Raw genomic sequence first — 15785 nt, 5'->3', positions numbered from 1 at the left:
TCATGCTCTGCTGCCTTGGCTGCCTCTCCGGCTTGTCTCAAGGAATCAGCAATGTTGTTCCGCTCGTTTTTCTTGCTTCCAGATCCGCATGCGCCTGGCTTGCATCTGCCAGTGCATACGTCTGGTTGATATTGATACGCACTTTGTTGCTTTGCACAACATCAAACAGGGAGTTTGCACACGCCTCGAGTGCCGGCCGTGTCGAAACATAGCTGAACAGGGTCGGCCGCGTCGCAAACAGCGAGCCTTTTTGGGCGAGGATGCCGATATTGACGCCTTCAACAGGACCCGACGAATTGCCGAAGCTGACCCAGAGACCACGCGGCTTGATGCAGTCAAGCGAGGCCGGATAGGTGTCCTTGCCGACCGAATCATAGACCACATCGACGCCCTTGCCGCCTGTGATCTCCTTGACCGCGCTGACAAAATTATCGGTACGGTAGTTGATGACATGGTCGTAGCCATGCGCCAGCGCCAGATCGATCTTGTCCTGCGAACCGGCCGTGCCGATCACGGTCGCGCCGAGCGCCTTGGCCCATTGCCCAGCGATCAGGCCGACGCCGCCGGCGGCTGCGTGAAACAGCAGCGTGGTTTCCGGGCCGACCTTGAAGGTCTGGTTGAGCAGGTACTGCGCCGTCATGCCTTTCAGCATCATCGCCGCCGCCGTTTCCAGCGTAATATCGTCCGGCACCTTCACCAGCTGCGAAATCTCGATATTGCGTTCGCTGGCATAGGCGCCGTCGGACGAGGCATAGGCCACGCGGTCACCGATTGCGAAGCTGCTGACATTGTCGCCGACCGCCGTGACGATGCCGGCACCCTCTTTGCCCGGAATGAAGGGAAGCCCTTCAGCCGACTTATAGAGACCGGTGCGGAAATAGACGTCGATGAAATTCACGCCGACAGCGACCTGACGGATCTGCACTTCGCCCGGGCCTGGCGCGGAAAGCGTCACACCTTCAATTTTGAGAACTTCCGGTCCGCCAAGCGCGCGCACCATGATGGCCTGTGCCATGAACCCTCCTCAATCCCGTCCAAGCCGGGGAAATATCTGCAACACAAAACCGATGACATAGAGATAGATGCCGGTGCCGACGACGCCGGCCACGACCCATGCGGGCGTATCGAAATGCAACAGCAGCGCATAGCCGCTGAGCACCGACCAGACGGTAAAGACGGCCAGGTTGAGCGGCCGCAGACGCTTGACGCGCACCGGGTGCAGGAAGCTGATCGGCATGAAGGTCAACACGACCGAAACGAAAACGACGATCGAGGCCGCCAGTTCGCTGGCATCGATGACGAACAGCGTGAAAACCACCATGTTCCAGACGACCGGGAAACCGGAGAAGAAATACTCGTCAGTCTTCATCCCCATGTCTGCGTAGTAGATCGCACTCGACATGACGATGGCACCCGCTGCAAAGAACGACCAGGGCTCGCCGATCATGCCGCTCTGATAGAGCGCGAAGGCCGGAAGCAGCACATAGGTGACGTAGTCGATGACGTTGTCGAGCGTATCGCCGGACCAATTGGGCAGGACTTCCTTGACCCGGACCTTGCGGGCGATCGGACCATCGATCCCATCGACGGCAAGGGCCAGGCCCAACCACCAGAACATATCGACGAATCGGTGTTCGGCTGCGGCAACAACGCCCAGAAAGGCCAAAAACGAGCCGGATGCGGTGAGAATATGAACGGAAAATGCGCGAATTTCCGCGTAGGGCACGCGCTTGTAGTTAAAAAACTTCATCGGCAGACGCACCCTGTCCTTACTCTGCGCTTTCCTTGGAAGCATGCTGAACCGGCTGTTTCAACGGCCACACTCCCGTCCCCGCATTGTCCAACGGGTGTTGGCGGTAATATGCACCGTTTGAGTTTGGCTGCCAGCAAAAATCTCTTGATGCCGCAAAAGCATGGCAATCAGCTGTGGACGCCACTGGCATCTGCGCCATTTCACCCCATTTCATTCGCAGCCGCCGACGGTTAAGATTAAGACCTCAACAGATACATGCACGGGAAGCGGACGCCATGGAGCACTTTGAAATCGCAGTCGTCGGTGCAGGGCTGGCCGGATCGCTGGCTGCGCTGGCGTTCGCCGACATGGGCCGCAGCGTCGTGCTGATCGCGCCGACGGCGGGAAAAGCCGATGGACGAACCACGGCGCTGATGGATCAATCGCTTGTGCTTGTGCGCAACCTTGGCATCTGGCAGGCGATTGCCCCATTGGCAGCGCCGCTTTCCAGCATGCGAATCATCGACGGGACGAACCGTCTGCTGCGTGCGCCGACCGTGACCTTTCATGCCGCCGAAGTCGGACTGGAGGCTTTCGGATACAATATTCCCAATGCGCCCTTCCTTGCCCTCCTCGAACACGAGGCATGCAAACGGCCATCCCTCACCCGCATTGCCGCCAGCCTGACCGGGGTCGAATTCGAAACGGAACGGGCAATCCTGAAACTCGACGACGGCCGCAGCATAACCGCCAGCCTTGTCGTCGGCGCCGATGGCCGCAAATCCGGTGTACGGGCATCAGCCGGGATCGAAGTCAGGAATTGGTCCTATCCGCAAAGCGCACTTGTTCTCAACTTTTCCCATCAGGTGGCCCACCAGAACGTTTCGACGGAATTCCACACGCCACACGGGCCCTTCACCCAGGTGCCGCTGCCCGGCGGCTTGCGATCCAGCCTTGTCTGGGTTCAGAAGCCGGAGGATACCGAAGCAACTTTGGCGCTTGCGCCTGACGCTCTGGCCTTGGCGGTGGAGCAGCGCATGCAGTCGATGCTGGGCAAAGTCACCATCGAAGGCGCACCCCAGTCGTTTCCGCTGTCCGGCATGGCCGCCAAATCCTTCGGCAAGGGCCGGGCGATCCTGATCGGCGAAGCCGCCCACGCCTTCCCGCCGATCGGCGCACAGGGGCTCAACCTCAGTCTGCGCGACATTATGGCCGCCATATCCCTGCTTGGGTCCGCGCCTATCCCCGATGATTTTGGCGCGCGCTACGACCGAAAGCGGCGGGCGGATATTTTCAGCCGCACCGTCAGCGTCGATCTGCTCAATCGCTCCCTGTTGTCCGATTTCCTGCCGGTGCAGATGCTGCGTGCCGCCGGACTGCAGGCCTTGGCCAGCGTCGCGCCGCTGCGCAATCTGATGATGCGCGAGGGGATCAATCCCGGCAGCGCCCTGCAATCCCTGCGCAGTACCTTACGGGAAAAGATCGGCCGGAAGAGCGCCTGAGCTGATCAGGTAGAGCAACATCGTCACCGTCGCCACCGAGAAAACGGTGGTGATCAGGATCGTTGCCGACGCCCGCTCCTGCCAGACGCCATATTGCTGGCCGATGACAAAGACATTGGTCGCCGTCGGTAATGCGGCCAGAAGCACGGCCGTCTGCACCCAGACCGGCTCGAAATTGCCGGCGAGCCCCATCACCAGATACATCAGCACCGGGTGCAGGATCAGCTTTGCCGGCACGATATAGCCGATCTCGGCAGGAATTCGTTTCAGCGGCCGCAGCGCGAGCGTCACGCCCATGGCAAACAGGGCGCAGGGAGCGGCGGCCTGCGCCAGATAATCGATCAGCCTCTGCACCGGCACCGGCGGTTGGAATGAGAAATATGCGGCGATTACGCCGGCGATCGTCGACAGGATGAATGGGTGCAACAGGATTTTCCTGGCGATCGCGAGTGCAAGCCGTCCGGGTGAGCTCTTCTCGTCACCAGCCAGCGCCATCATGGCCGGCGCGACCATGAAATGCAGAACGTTCTCGAAGCAGAAGATCAGGGCAACCGGTACCGCTGCCGGCTCTCCGAATGCCAGGAGCGCCAGTCCCGGCCCCATGTAACCGATATTGCCATAGGCGCCTGCCAGCCCTTGCACCGTCGATTCGGCCAGCGAATTTCGGCGTATCCAGTAACCAACGCCAAAAACCAGCGCGAAGACGGTATAGGTGGCACCGATCGAGGAAAGGACGAAGTCGAAACGGGTGAGCTGCTCGATCGGCGTCTTGGAGACCAGCTTGAAGAACAAAGCCGGCAGCGCCAGGTAGATGATGAAGATATTGAGCCAGCCCATGGCATCGCCGGCGCCCTCGCCTGCCGGATTTCGGGCGAGCTTCGCCGTCAGATAGCCGACGAAGATCAGGCCGAAGAACGGCAGTACCAAACCGGCTATTTCTGCCATCGCTTTGAAACCTCTGTTTGAGGTTCGTGCTTAGCCGATTTGCATCAGGACTGGAAAGGTTTCCTGGAACCATATGGCCATCGAACTGATGAAGCCGAAAACGAAGGCAAGGCCGGCGAGAATCAGGAAAACCCCCATCAGCTTTTCCACCAGGCCAAGATGGCGGCGGAAGCGCGACAGGAGTTTCATGAAAGCGCCCGAAAACCCGGCAGCGATCCAGAACGGAATCGCCAGCCCCAGCGAATAGACAGCCAACAGCATGGCTCCGTCCGTCACCGTATCACGCGCAGCCGCAACACCGAGAATGGTGCCGAGCACCGGACCGATGCAGGGCGTCCAGCCAAAGGCAAAGGCGAGGCCCATGATATAGGCGCCCGACAGCGTCGCCGGCTTGCCATTTCCTTGGAAACGCGCCTCGCGCCCGAGGATGCCGATCCGGAACACGCCGAGGAAATGCAGGCCCATGATGATGATGACGATCCCGCCGATGCGCGACAAGATGTCGATATGCTGGCGCAGCACAAGGCCGATGCTGGATGCCCCTGCCCCAAGCGCCACGAACACGGTGGCAAAGCCGAGCGTGAACAGGAAGGCGGCACCAAACACCGCACGCCGGGTGCCGGTGGAGGCGACCTGCGTTTCGCCACCGCGAAACTGATCCACCGATATGCCCGCCATGTAACAGAGATAGGGCGGCACCAGCGGCAGAACGCAGGGCGAAAGAAAGGAGAGTGCGCCCGCCAGAACGGCGGTCCAGATGGAAATATCAGCGATGGACACCAGGTCAAAACTCCAGCCTGCAACAAGCCCGGCCGTCTTAGCGCCGAAGCCGGTGCCAAACCAATCACCTTTTGGCGATCTCCTTGGAAAACATCGTTTTTGCACTTTTGCCCGTTTTTTGGGTTGACCAAAACAAGCGCGCTGTGCATATGTCCGCCCACTTCCGCCGGTCATAACAGACCGGCTTTGGGAGAGCGTAGCTCAGTCGGTAGAGCAACTGACTTTTAATCAGTAGGTCCAGGGTTCGAATCCCTGCGCTCTCACCATAAAATATATAAAAATCAATAATTTAGCGGATATTTGGTGCAATCGTCATCCGATCGCAGATCCCAAAATTCCATTCGATTTCATCAGATTTCAGAACCACGTCGCTCCGTTGACATGAACCGTGCAGCTGCGGGGTCTACCCTTGTTTTTATTGTTCAGCCTGAGTGAGGAAGCCGGTGCCGCTGTCCGTGCATGTGCGGCGCATCCTGATGTGTTCGCCGGTGCTGATAGGGAGTTCGAGGGCATTGTTGCGCCGCAGTTACCGTAACGTACTCCCGCCGGGATCAGAATCGTGCTCTATTGCCCCCGTTCGATGCGGAGATCCCTAGATGCAGTTTTTCAATTCCCTTGCAGCCGCGTTTCTGGCAATCCTGTGCACGTCGACAACCGTGTTGGCTCAGGAACATGAGGACCTCAACGCTGCGAACAATCCGCTGACGCCGAAAATAACGATCAATTTTCAGGACTACTTTATTCCGGATTTCATCGATGTTCCGGAAGACAAGCATGCCAACCAGTTTCTCCTGCGCGGCCTCATTCCCTCGGATGCTTTCGGACTGCCGCAGCTGATACGCTTTACCTTGCCCATCGCAACCTCACCGGAGGTGCCGGACGGCTATGTGACGGGCATCGGCGATCTCACACTGATCGATCTGTTCGTGCTGCCAAAGGCAGGCGATATTACCTTTGCGGCAGGCCCGGTTCTGGTTATTCCGACCGCGAGCGAAGACGAGCTTGGCAGTGGAAAGTGGCAGGCTGGCGCTGCCGGCGTCATGGTGGCACCGCAGAGCTGGGGTCTTCTCGGCGGCCTTGTCACCTATCAGGCCTCGTTTGCCGGCAGTGATCTGCGCGACGATGTCAACCTTCTCACGCTGCAGCCGATCGTCAACGTTAACTTGGACAAGGGCTTTTACCTCCGCTCTTCGGCGACCTGGAACTTCAATATGGAAAGCGGGGCCAGCTACATCCCCGTCGGCCTGGGTGTGGGAAAGGTGTTCCAGCTCGACAAGGGCATCACGATGAACGCGTTCATCGAACCGCAATATACGGTCTGGCACGACGGCCCCGGTGCACCACGGTGGCAGATTTTCGCCGGCGTGAACTTCCAGTTTCCCGTCGGCAATCTGCGCTGACTGAACTGCGTCGAAACAGCAGTCTTAACCGGTATCCCATGCCCGCTTGCGGCGTCATTGAACGCCGTCCAAAGCCTCAAAACAAAAACAGCGTCACCCGCGAAGGCGACGCTGTTTTAGTTTGAACCATCGCGGCCAGATGCCTCATGCCGGTTCTGATTATCAAACAGTCTTGTCCGGGTCAGCCGCGGCGGTAATAGCCGGGCCGTTCCGGATTGTATTCCGGAGCTTCGCAGCGGGGATCGTTGCCGCAGCGGCGATCATCGCTCCGTCCATCCCGCTCGCGCCAGTCCGCGCGGCCCTCATCATTGCTGCGGTCGCGGCGACCGTATTCCCGGCCTTGCTGATCATCGGTGCGGTCACGCCAGCGCTCATTGCGGTTATAGCGCTCGGAGTATTCGCGCGGGCGCGAGTTGTAGCCGTTGCCTTGATAGGAAACGCTTTCGCTGACACACCCGGCAAGCAGCAGGGTCGAAACGCCGATGGCGGCCGCCAGAATCATGGTTTTCATTGTCGTTGATCTCTCCATTCAAGCGAGAGATATGGCGCCGCAAGGTTGTGGCAAGAGGCAATGGTGATGGCCGCCTGTTCTGTTTGCATACGCCTCCGATTTCGCGCCGGCTCTCAACAGATCATATAAGGCATGATGATGGTATTCCGTCACTGGCGGCCTCGGCGCAGTTTCATTGGATTGTCACCATATTGGCGTTTGAAGGCGCGCGAGAAAGACGAAAGGCTGTCGAAACCGCAGCGAAGAGCGATCTCGCGGATACTCAGTTGCGTATCGCTCACCAGCCGGTGCGCCGTCTGCAGCCGCAGCCGCAGATAGTAACGTCCGGGGCTGACCCCGAGCGACCGGGCAAACCGCATTTCGAGCTTGCGCTGCGACTGTCCGGCACGCAGCGCAAGCGCCGTGATCGACAATGGCCGCTCAAGCGTCCTTTCCATCAGGCGGATCGCCTGGGCAAGCTGCGGATCGAGCGCTTCCATTCGGCCAAGCGACACCAGCGGCTGTGCATCCGTCGCAGCATGCGTCTCGTCATAGACAAAGATGCTCGCCACATCGAGCGCGATAGATGAGCCGAACCGCTGCCGGATCAGGTGCAGCATCATGTCGAAGGTCGGCGATGCGCCCCCGGAGGTCCAGAATTTTCCATCCGTCACGAACCGGTCGGCGCGGACGGAAACATGCGGAAACGCCAGTGCGAAATCCTCCAGTTCCTCCCAATGTGCCGTTGCAGAGCGCCCATTGACGAGCCCGCAACGTGCCAGGAGCCAGCAACCGGATTCGATGCCGGCGACGGTGGAAAAATGCCGGGCGGCGGCCTGCAGGCCGGCGATGAACGGTTTTTGCGCATGTCGGTCCAGATTGAAACCGCCGATGATCAACAGGCAATCACCCTGCTCACGCGCCGAAAACATCCCATCTACTGCAATGAGGACACCGCATGTCAGAAGAACCGGTTCGCCATCCGGAGACAGGATTTTCCAGTCGAATAGAATTTTACCGGCCACCCTATTGGCAGCACGCATCGGATCCAGCACCGAGGCCAGCGACATGATCGACGATTCGGGCAGGACGATAATCACAACCTGAACGGCGCAATCAGAATTCTTGAGCAGCGACATCCGGGAAATGTCAAATTTTCTGCGCTTTATGTCAAATGGATTGGGATCACTCAGGCATGATGTGGAGGTAAGACCTCCCGTTCGCAGCCTTTGACAGGCCAGCGAATGTCTGGGCATTCCCCCTACCGATCCTTACCGGACGGGTCGAACGGCAGAGATGCCTTCGGCCCGTTTTTTTCCGAAAACATCAGTAAAGACGCGATGCTTCTCTATTCCGGCAGTTGTTTGACGGGAAACATGGCTGCAAAAACTCCTCTCTGCAGCGTCAAGGCTCGTCCTAAAACATATTTCAAGAGGTCACCCGGCCACGTTTCGATACCTTACCTTCCCGCAACTGTATCGACAGCGACAGGTGGAAGGAACGAAACTGAACAACCGCGCGTTACACCGGCTCAACAGAATCATATATGGAAGGAAAGTCACATGCTGCGCGCTGGTCTCCTATGGTTCATGGGTGTTCCCCTCATCGCCGTCATCCTGATTTGGATGCTGTGGTTATGATGACCAATCCACCTGTCCAGACCCCCATCCCGGCACCAGGCGGCCAATCGGATTACCGCAATTTCATGGTGCGGGAATTGCTGATCTGGCTCGTCGGGGTGCCCGTGCCGATTGCCGCCATCATCGGCTTCTTCGTGCTGTAGCACGCGTATTGTGGCAAGCATGCCAACCGCTTGACCTGCTACCGGCCTTTATCGATGAAGATGAGAGGTCTCGGCGTGCGGCTCAAATTCAGCCGCTCAGAAGCCCGCCGTCTCTCAATTCTTGAACACGAAGGCGGTCTGGCGCCGATGACGAGATCGCGGGGAATTAGCTCTCGATGGGATGTTCCGCTGATCCCTAATCCACAAGCGCTTAGATAGACGGGAATGCGCGCGTCAGCGCGGCTTTTCCGCCTTGTCCCGGGTCATGCCCTTGTCAGCCAGATTCTGCTCATAGGCCGCAAACAGCGTCTCGCCGGTGGCACACAGTTCGCGCAGATAATTCCAGGTGAAGATGCCGGTATCGTGGCCGTCGTCGAAGCCGATGCGCACGGCATAGTTTCCGGTCGGCGTCATCGAGATGATCGAGACATTGCGCTTGCCGGGCACGGTCAGGCCCTGCCCCGGTCCATGGCCCTGGACTTCTGCCGAAGGCGACAGGACGCGCAGCATTTCCGCCGAAAGATCGAAGGACGTGCTGTCGTTGAAGGCAACCATCAGCCGGTGGCGGTCCTTCGACACGCGCAGTTCGGTCGGCCATATATCGCTCATGCCATGCGGTCTCCATTGATGCATGGGAGCACTAGCGCAATTTCCCGCCGGATGGAATTGTTTGCGCCCGGGTGTGCACCCCCCGATCATAAGAAAGTGTTTCGCGCCGGTTTTCTCATGGTTTTGACCGCTTTCGCCTTGACGCAGCCGGTTTTGGTCACGACATTGAAGGAACAGGGAGAATAGTCTTGAATACCGTTACCATCGACAGGATCGGCGCGCACAAGTTGGTCGATGCCAAAACACCGATGATCGACCCGTTCGGGCGGGCTGTCACCTATCTCAGGGTTTCGGTGACGGATCGCTGTGACTTCCGCTGCACCTATTGCATGGCGGAGAACATGACTTTTCTGCCCAAGAAGGATCTTTTGACGCTGGAGGAGCTGAACCGGCTTTGTTCCGCCTTCATCGCCAAGGGCGTGCGGAAACTGCGGCTGACCGGCGGCGAGCCCTTGGTGCGCAAGAACGTCATGTTCCTGGTGCGCGAACTCGGCAAGCACGTCCATGCTGGCAATCTCGACGAATTGACGCTGACCACCAACGGCTCGCAGCTGTCGAAATTCGCCGCCGAGCTTGCAGATTGCGGGGTGCGCCGCATCAACGTCTCGCTTGATACGCTTGACCCCGAAAAATTCAGGCAGATCACCCGCTGGGGGGAATTATCGAAGGTCATGGAAGGCATCGATGCCGCGCAGGCAGCCGGCATTCATGTCAAGATCAATGCCGTCGCGCTCAAAGGCTTCAACGACGCCGAAATCCCCGCCATGATGCGCTGGGCGCATGGACGCGGCATGGACCTGACGCTGATCGAAACCATGCCGATGGGCGAGATCGACGAGGACCGTACCGACCACTATATGCCGCTCTCGGAGATGCGCGACACTCTGGCTGAACAGTTCACCTTTGCGGACATCCCCTACAAGACCGGCGGCCCGGCGCGTTATCTGCAGGTTGCGGAAACCGGCGGCAGGCTCGGCCTGATCACCCCGATGACCCATAACTTCTGCGAGAGCTGCAATCGTGTGCGCCTCACCTGCACCGGCACGCTCTACATGTGCCTCGGCCAGAACGACGCCGCCGACCTGCGCACCGCGCTGCGCGCCTCCGACGACGACGCCTACCTGTCCACCGTTATCGACGAGGCCATCACTCGCAAGCCCAAGGGCCACGACTTCATCATCGACCGCACCCGCAACAAGCCCGCGGTCGCTCGCCACATGAGCGTCACCGGGGGGTGATCTCCCGTAGATTGAAACACCGGGTGTCCGGCCTTTTGCTGCGGACGATCATATCGACCTACTGAAAAAAACGGACGCGGCTCATGCCGTGGCCGCCTCGCCGAGATACAAGCCGATCATCCGGACAAGCTGGTCTTTCACCTGTGGCTCAGCGAGCATCCCCCGCCGCGCAGCGTTGTGGATCACCCCGTCAATGGCATCGGAGATGATCAGCGCGACGGTGTGATTGGCGGCGTCCGTCTCGTGCGTCCGGTAGGACGCGACAGCTCTGGCGTAATAACCGAGATATTCCGTTTCGAATGCGCTGTGGGGATCCTTGGAAGCATGGAAGCTGGGTGCCTCGTCGATGAGCACCCGATGCAGCCCGGGGTGTATGCTGTGCGCCGCGATCATGTCACGAACGAGCCCCTCCACGAACAGCGCCACAGGCAGCCCCTCCTTCCAGGACTTCCGCATAACGGCGAGACAGTCATCGAGGTGACGGCGGCGGATGGCTTCGATCAAGGAAAGCTTGTCGGGAAAATACTGATACAGCGAGCCGATGCTGACCCCGGCGGCATCGGCCACCTTATTGGTGGTAAATTCGGCCCACCCCTGATCGCTCAGAATGCGAGCGCCTGCTTCAATGACCGCCTCGACGGTCGCCTTTGAGCGCGCCTGACGAGGCTCTTTGCGCATGACGGGCGGCAATTTCGCAATGCGAGTAGACAACGATATCCTCCTTGTTGAATATAAACACGTTACTCACATTCCGCGGAATTCAAAGGGATATCCGACCATGAGCGGCTGTTTTCTGACCCTGTATGGCTATCACGCATGGGCCAATGCCGATCTGTTCGGCAAGCTGGAAAAACTGGATCCGGACACACAAAAAACCGAACGTCATACGGCGATCCGGCTGATCAACCACTATTATGTGGTCGCTCAAATGTTCGCAGCGCATCTGACAGGCAAGACGCACGGCTACACCTCTGACAACACAGCCGACACCCCATCATTGAACGAGCTGCGGGCCGCCGTATCGGCGTCAGACCGGTGGTATCTGAACTATGTCCAGACAGTGCCTCCGCAACAGCTTTCAGACGCTATCCGGTTCGACTTCACCGATGGTGACAAGGGCTGCATGTCGAGGGCGGAAATGCTGACCCACGTCATCTTGCATGGCGGCTATCATCGCGGGGAAGTTGGCCGGATTCTCTCTCAGCTTTCCATCACCCCGCCGTGGGACACGTTTGCCGTCTATCTGCACCAGACCGAGCCGGCACGCAGACTTCACGAGAAGGAACCGCCGGTAACGGCATGGACATAATCGGCAAGCGCGCAAGCCTGTTTCTCACGTTTACTCGGTATCGAGCTTGCCGTCAAAGTCCGCCAACCTCAAGCCGCGTAACTTCTGCCATACCCCTGCACCCGGCCGCCCGAGACCGAGCGGCTGGTGCCGGTCTTGAAGCGTTCGATCTTCTCGTTGAGGATATCGACCTGATGGCGCAGGCCGTGGATTTCGGCGGTGTTTTCCTCGACCATGGCGGCATTCTGCTGGGTGATCAGTTCGACCTCGCGCACCGCCTGATTGACCTCGTTGAGGCCGCGATACTGGTCGGCGGCGGCCGATTCGATATTGCTCACCAGCTGGTGGATGGTCGAGATGTGGTCGTTGATGACGGTCAACGCCTTGCCGGTTTCCTGAACCAATTCGACACCGCCGCGCACCTGCACGGAGCTTTCCGAAATCAGCCCCTTGATCTCGCGAGCGGCCCCCGCACAGCGCTGAGCAAGCTCGCGCACTTCCTGTGCGACAACGGCAAAGCCGCGGCCGGCGTCGCCGGCACGAGCCGCTTCCACGCCAGCGTTCAGCGCCAGAAGATTGGTCTGGAAGGCGATCTCGTCGATGACGCCGATGATGGTCGAAATCTTGTCGGACGACTTGTTGATCGCCGCCATCGCGTCGATTGCCTTGGCAACGACTTCGCCGGAATGCTTGGCATAGCTGTGGGTCTGATCGACCGATACGGTGGTCTTGCGCGCGCTTTCGGCCGTCGAGCGGACGATCTCCGTCAATTGGCCAAGGGCACGCGAGCTTTCCTCCAGCGCTGCGGCCTGCTGTTCGGTCCGGCGGGCGAGATCATCTGCGGAGGTCGCAAGGTTACCGGTGCCGCTGGTGATTTCGTCGGTTACTGACCGGACATCGATCAGCGTCGCCCGCAGCGCCTCGACGGCGTTGTTATAGGTGCGGGCCATGACGATGTAATCTTCGGACAGATCTTCCGCCATGCCCTCCTCCAGATTGCCGTCGGCAAGCTTGGCGAGCACATCGGAGAGTGCCGTCAGCGCTTCCATCTGGTCGGCCTCGATGCGGGCGCGCTCCTGCCGGCGGCGGGCTTCGTCTTCGGCCGACAGCGTGCGGGCAGCTTCCGCTTCCTGTCCGAGACGGACGTTTTCGACGGCGTTGTCGCGAAAGACGGCAACCGAGCGCACCATGTCGCCGATCTCGTCGCCGCGGTTGCGGCCTTCGATGGCGACTTCGAGATCGCCATTGGCCAACCGGGTCATCGTCTCGGTCACCCGCTTCAACGGGCCGCGCAGCGTTTCGATCAGCATCAGGCCACCGACGATCGCCAGCAGCGTGCCGGCAACCATGGCGATGATCGAGACATCGGCGGAGCGTTGGCTGTCCTTCTTGCCGGCTTCCTGGGCACTGCTGACGAAATTCTCCAGCGTCTGGCTGGCGTCCGCCACAAGAGCTGCGGCTTCGGTCTTCGCCGCCTGCCAGCGGGCGCCGACATCGATCAGCTGGGCGGTGCCGGTATCGATCTGCTCGAGCGACGGTGCCAGCTTGCCGGCGAGATCGCGCAGTGCCGCGTTCTTTCCGCCGAGTTCCGACAGCTTCGTCACGCTCTCGCGTACGGCGGCGATATCGGTCATGACATTGTCGCGGCTCGCCGTATCGAGCTTGCGGTGCAGTTCGCTGATATGCAGGCGCGTGTCGTCGAGGCCCTTGAAGGTCTCGTTCATCAGGCCGATCAGCGTCTTCAGGGTTGAGATTTCGCTGTCCATGCCGACGAAGCGCTTGGCCGCCGTATCCGAATTGGTGACGGCTTCCTTGGCGAAATCGGACTCGTATTTCGAAAACTTGATCATTGCCGAGCTCAGCTGCGTCTTCTTGACGTCGTTCGGATCGCTGTTGGCCAGGATATCCTGGATGACCTTGGTATCGGCCTTCACTTCAGAGATTTTCTTCAAAACCTTGTCGGACGCGATCTTTTCGGCCTCGGCAATCTGCTTCAAAAGATGCGGCATCAGCGTCGTGGCCTGCTGGACCTTGGCATCCGGCGCGATCGCCATAGTGACTGGCAGGCGGAATTTCTTGATGCGTTCGGCAAGCCCTTGATAGGCGGCGGCATCGAACAACAGTGCTTTGGCGAAGGATTCCTTTTCGCCCGATTCCTTGCGCAGGATATCGATCTGCTTGAAGGCGGTATTGCCCTGGACCGTCATGTCTGCAAGCGCCGCGTCGAGCGATGCCGTGACAGTGTCGCGCTCGGTCTTGAGCGACCAGAGTTTGTCCTGCTGCCCGCGCATGGCTTGGCCAAGCGAAACGACCGATTCGATCTTTGCCTTGTCTTCGCCGGCGGTCAGCAGGTCATCCAGCGTGCGGATACCGTTTTCCTGTTCATCTATCCGGCTGGCAAGCGTCGCGCGTGTCTCTTCTGTGGGATTGTCGGAAAAATTCTGCAGCCCGCTGCGCAACGACTGGAAGTCGGAGAGATTGTTGATCGTTTCGCGCGTCACGGTCATGTGCCCATTCAACGTGCTTGCGGTGAAGTATCCGACAAGACCGATGCCGGCGATCAGCGCCACCAGGGGCACGACGAACAGCAAAACCTTGGTGACAATGCGCAGGCGCTGCAAAGAGCGATCGATCAGGGACATTCCGAACTCCAGATGTTGAGCAAATCGGACATTTCCGCCAGATTGCTCTCTGGTTGAGAACGAACGAACCGGGGCGCAGCCATGGCGCTTTCCGGAATGTCATCCGGTTGACACGAACGGAAATACTTGCCGTTACGTCAACCTTATTCGCATCATGCGAAGGGCAGCGGAATTCCGGCACGATAGGTGCCGAAACTTAATATTTCGCCAAAAATCCCGGGGTTTAATCTTGCGCTTTAAAAACCCGCAGGGCCGTAGTTCGCGGTTCTACGACACGGATAGAAATGGCTACTCTTGCTATTCTGCCGTCAATTCAGACAGATCAAGGATAGCAGTTGCATAAAAGAAATGCCGATGCTTTAGAGATAGGCAAAACCAGCAGCGCAGACTTCATCCCGCCGCATCGCTGATTCGTCAAAACCGGGGCAGTGATGAGAACGGACCTGTAAAAAGAATGCAACCTACCGCAAATTTCCGCGGCGCTATCTTCATGTGCCTGGCCATGGCGGGCTTCACCTGCAACGACGCCTTGATCAAATCCGTCACCGGCGTGATGAATGCGGGTCAGATCATGCTGGTGCGCGGCTTCTTCACATCGGTTCTGGTCCTGCTGCTCGCCCGCCATTTCGGCGCCATGCGTTCGTTCCGGCTGATTCTGTCGCCGGTCGTCGCCCTGCGAATCGCAGCCGAAGTCGGCGCCTCGATCTCCTACATCTATGCGCTCGGCCAGATCCCGCTCGCCAATGCCTCGGCGATCCTGCAGGCACTGCCGCTGGCCGTCACGCTGGGTGCGGCGCTGTTCCTCGGCGACCCCGTCGGCTGGCGACGGTGGCTGGCAATCCTCATCGGCTTTGCCGGCGTACTCATCATTTTGCGGCCCGGCCCCGACGGTTTCACCGCCGCAGCACTCAGTGTCGTTGTGTCCGTTGTCTTCGCAGCGATCCGCGATCTGTGCACCCGGCGGATCGATCCGGCCGTGCCATCGCTGTTCATCTCGGTCATTACCGCCATCGTCATCACCATGACTGGGGCGGTTCTGATCGTACCGCTCGGCGGCTGGCAACCGATGACGATAACCTCGATCGGAATTCTGGCGGGGGCCAGCCTGCTGCTGCTTGTCGGCTACCAGTGTATCGTGCTGGCCATGCGCAACGGCGAAATCGCTATTGTCGCCCCCTTCCGCTATACCAGCCTGATCTGGTCGATCAGCATCGGCATCCTGTTCTTTTCGGAAGAACCGGATGTCTGGATGGTCACCGGCGTGGCGATCATCATCGCGTCCGGGCTTTATACATTCGCCCGTGAAAACAAGCGGCGAATGGTCTTGGCGCAGCAATCCGAACCGGGTTCGCCGAAATGAGTGGGTTGAAGGCAGG

15 protein-coding genes and 1 tRNA gene are annotated in these 15785 nt (G+C 59.2%); 7 read left to right on the top strand and 9 right to left on the bottom strand.

What is annotated here, in order from left to right:
• Nucleotides 1–37: 37 nt before the first annotated feature.
• Nucleotides 38–1015, bottom strand: coding sequence for a quinone oxidoreductase family protein (locus ACP7E6_RS13765; protein WP_426230275.1), 978 nt, complete (start codon nt 1013–1015; stop codon nt 38–40).
• A 9-nt stretch (nt 1016–1024) separates the two neighbouring features.
• Nucleotides 1025–1750, bottom strand: coding sequence for a phosphatidylcholine synthase (gene pcsA, locus ACP7E6_RS13760; protein WP_426230274.1), 726 nt, complete (start codon nt 1748–1750; stop codon nt 1025–1027).
• A 278-nt stretch (nt 1751–2028) separates the two neighbouring features.
• On the opposite strand from pcsA, the gene ACP7E6_RS13755 reads away from it, so the two are divergent.
• Complete coding sequence (locus ACP7E6_RS13755; RefSeq protein ID WP_426230273.1) at nt 2029–3234, top strand: UbiH/UbiF family hydroxylase; 1206 nt, start codon at nt 2029–2031, stop codon at nt 3232–3234.
• On the opposite strand, the gene ACP7E6_RS13750 is transcribed toward ACP7E6_RS13755, so the two are convergent.
• Together ACP7E6_RS13750 and ACP7E6_RS13745 are read right to left on the bottom strand one after the other, a co-directional pair.
• Nucleotides 3202–4179: an AEC family transporter gene (locus tag ACP7E6_RS13750; protein WP_426230272.1), complete on the bottom strand. Its 978-nt coding sequence runs from the start codon at nt 4177–4179 to the stop codon at nt 3202–3204. The two genes, ACP7E6_RS13755 and ACP7E6_RS13750, sit on opposite strands and share 33 nt — an antisense overlap.
• Nucleotides 4180–4209: 30 nt before the next feature.
• The gene (locus ACP7E6_RS13745) at nt 4210–4959 is read right to left on the bottom strand and encodes a cytochrome c biogenesis CcdA family protein (protein ID WP_426230271.1); all 750 of its coding nucleotides are present in this window, start codon (nt 4957–4959) and stop codon (nt 4210–4212) included.
• A gap of 190 nt (nt 4960–5149) precedes the next feature.
• Here ACP7E6_RS13745 and ACP7E6_RS13740 point away from each other — a divergent pair.
• Together ACP7E6_RS13740 and ACP7E6_RS13735 are read left to right on the top strand one after the other, a co-directional pair.
• Nucleotides 5150–5225 (top strand) — tRNA-Lys (locus ACP7E6_RS13740).
• 330 nt (nt 5226–5555) lie between these two features.
• Entirely contained in the window at nt 5556–6359 is an 804-nt protein-coding gene (locus ACP7E6_RS13735) for a hypothetical protein (protein ID WP_426230270.1), read from the top strand.
• A gap of 181 nt (nt 6360–6540) precedes the next feature.
• On the opposite strand, the gene ACP7E6_RS13730 is transcribed toward ACP7E6_RS13735, so the two are convergent.
• Complete coding sequence (locus tag ACP7E6_RS13730) at nt 6541–6870, bottom strand: hypothetical protein (RefSeq protein WP_426230269.1); 330 nt, start codon at nt 6868–6870, stop codon at nt 6541–6543.
• A 149-nt stretch (nt 6871–7019) separates the two neighbouring features.
• Entirely contained in the window at nt 7020–7988 is a 969-nt protein-coding gene (locus ACP7E6_RS13725; RefSeq protein WP_426230268.1) for a GlxA family transcriptional regulator, read from the bottom strand.
• Nucleotides 7989–8485: 497 nt separating this feature from the next.
• On the opposite strand from ACP7E6_RS13725, the gene ACP7E6_RS13720 reads away from it, so the two are divergent.
• Nucleotides 8486–8632 carry a hypothetical protein gene (locus ACP7E6_RS13720; protein WP_426230267.1) on the top strand — a complete coding sequence of 49 codons (147 nt, stop codon included), beginning with the start codon at nt 8486–8488 and terminating at the stop codon, nt 8630–8632.
• 234 nt (nt 8633–8866) lie between these two features.
• Here ACP7E6_RS13720 and ACP7E6_RS13715 read toward each other — a convergent pair whose 3' ends face one another.
• A complete protein-coding gene (locus ACP7E6_RS13715) occupies nt 8867–9241 on the bottom strand; it encodes a gamma-butyrobetaine hydroxylase-like domain-containing protein (protein WP_426230266.1) in 375 nt (124 codons plus the stop codon).
• Between the two features lie 248 nt (nt 9242–9489).
• Between ACP7E6_RS13715 and moaA the strand changes: the two genes are divergently transcribed.
• On the top strand, nt 9490–10479 hold the full coding sequence (moaA, locus tag ACP7E6_RS13710) for a GTP 3',8-cyclase MoaA (RefSeq protein ID WP_426230337.1): 990 nt from the start codon (nt 9490–9492) through the stop codon (nt 10477–10479).
• Nucleotides 10480–10560: 81 nt separating this feature from the next.
• On the opposite strand, the gene ACP7E6_RS13705 is transcribed toward moaA, so the two are convergent.
• Complete coding sequence (locus ACP7E6_RS13705; protein WP_426230265.1) at nt 10561–11190, bottom strand: TetR/AcrR family transcriptional regulator; 630 nt, start codon at nt 11188–11190, stop codon at nt 10561–10563.
• Between the two features lie 67 nt (nt 11191–11257).
• Here ACP7E6_RS13705 and ACP7E6_RS13700 point away from each other — a divergent pair, with 67 nt between their 5' ends.
• Nucleotides 11258–11788 (top strand): DinB family protein, encoded by a 531-nt coding sequence (locus ACP7E6_RS13700; protein ID WP_426230264.1) that lies wholly within the window; start codon nt 11258–11260, stop codon nt 11786–11788.
• A 68-nt stretch (nt 11789–11856) separates the two neighbouring features.
• On the opposite strand, the gene ACP7E6_RS13695 is transcribed toward ACP7E6_RS13700, so the two are convergent.
• The gene (locus ACP7E6_RS13695) at nt 11857–14409 is read right to left on the bottom strand and encodes a methyl-accepting chemotaxis protein (RefSeq protein WP_426230263.1); all 2553 of its coding nucleotides are present in this window, start codon (nt 14407–14409) and stop codon (nt 11857–11859) included.
• 454 nt (nt 14410–14863) lie between these two features.
• Between ACP7E6_RS13695 and ACP7E6_RS13690 the strand changes: the two genes are divergently transcribed.
• Nucleotides 14864–15769, top strand: a complete 906-nt coding sequence (locus tag ACP7E6_RS13690; RefSeq protein WP_426230262.1) for a DMT family transporter — start codon at nt 14864–14866, stop codon at nt 15767–15769.
• Nucleotides 15770–15785: the final 16 nt, after the last annotated feature.

Origin of the sequence: Pararhizobium sp. DWP3-4, assembly GCF_049898205.1 — a bacterium.
GTDB lineage: Bacteria > Pseudomonadota > Alphaproteobacteria > Rhizobiales > Rhizobiaceae > Pararhizobium.
This window is presented reverse-complemented; position numbering and strand designations above follow the sequence as displayed.

Bases quoted from the DNA above. Each gene is read 5' to 3' on its own strand.
- ACP7E6_RS13765 (WP_426230275.1), bottom strand. From the start codon at position 1,015: ATGGCACAGGCCATCATGGTGCGCGCGCTTGGCGGACCGGAAGTTCTC.
- pcsA (WP_426230274.1), bottom strand. From the start codon at position 1,750: ATGAAGTTTTTTAACTACAAGCGCGTGCCCTACGCGGAAATTCGCGCA.
- ACP7E6_RS13755 (WP_426230273.1), top strand. From the start codon at position 2,029: ATGGAGCACTTTGAAATCGCAGTCGTCGGTGCAGGGCTGGCCGGATCG.
- ACP7E6_RS13750 (WP_426230272.1), bottom strand. From the start codon at position 4,179: ATGGCAGAAATAGCCGGTTTGGTACTGCCGTTCTTCGGCCTGATCTTC.
- ACP7E6_RS13735 (WP_426230270.1), top strand. From the start codon at position 5,556: ATGCAGTTTTTCAATTCCCTTGCAGCCGCGTTTCTGGCAATCCTGTGC.
- ACP7E6_RS13730 (WP_426230269.1), bottom strand. From the start codon at position 6,870: ATGAAAACCATGATTCTGGCGGCCGCCATCGGCGTTTCGACCCTGCTG.
- ACP7E6_RS13725 (WP_426230268.1), bottom strand. From the start codon at position 7,988: ATGTCGCTGCTCAAGAATTCTGATTGCGCCGTTCAGGTTGTGATTATC.
- ACP7E6_RS13720 (WP_426230267.1), top strand. From the start codon at position 8,486: ATGATGACCAATCCACCTGTCCAGACCCCCATCCCGGCACCAGGCGGC.
- ACP7E6_RS13715 (WP_426230266.1), bottom strand. From the start codon at position 9,241: ATGAGCGATATATGGCCGACCGAACTGCGCGTGTCGAAGGACCGCCAC.
- moaA (WP_426230337.1), top strand. From the start codon at position 9,490: ATGATCGACCCGTTCGGGCGGGCTGTCACCTATCTCAGGGTTTCGGTG.
- ACP7E6_RS13700 (WP_426230264.1), top strand. From the start codon at position 11,258: ATGAGCGGCTGTTTTCTGACCCTGTATGGCTATCACGCATGGGCCAAT.
- ACP7E6_RS13695 (WP_426230263.1), bottom strand. From the start codon at position 14,409: ATGTCCCTGATCGATCGCTCTTTGCAGCGCCTGCGCATTGTCACCAAG.
- ACP7E6_RS13690 (WP_426230262.1), top strand. From the start codon at position 14,864: ATGCAACCTACCGCAAATTTCCGCGGCGCTATCTTCATGTGCCTGGCC.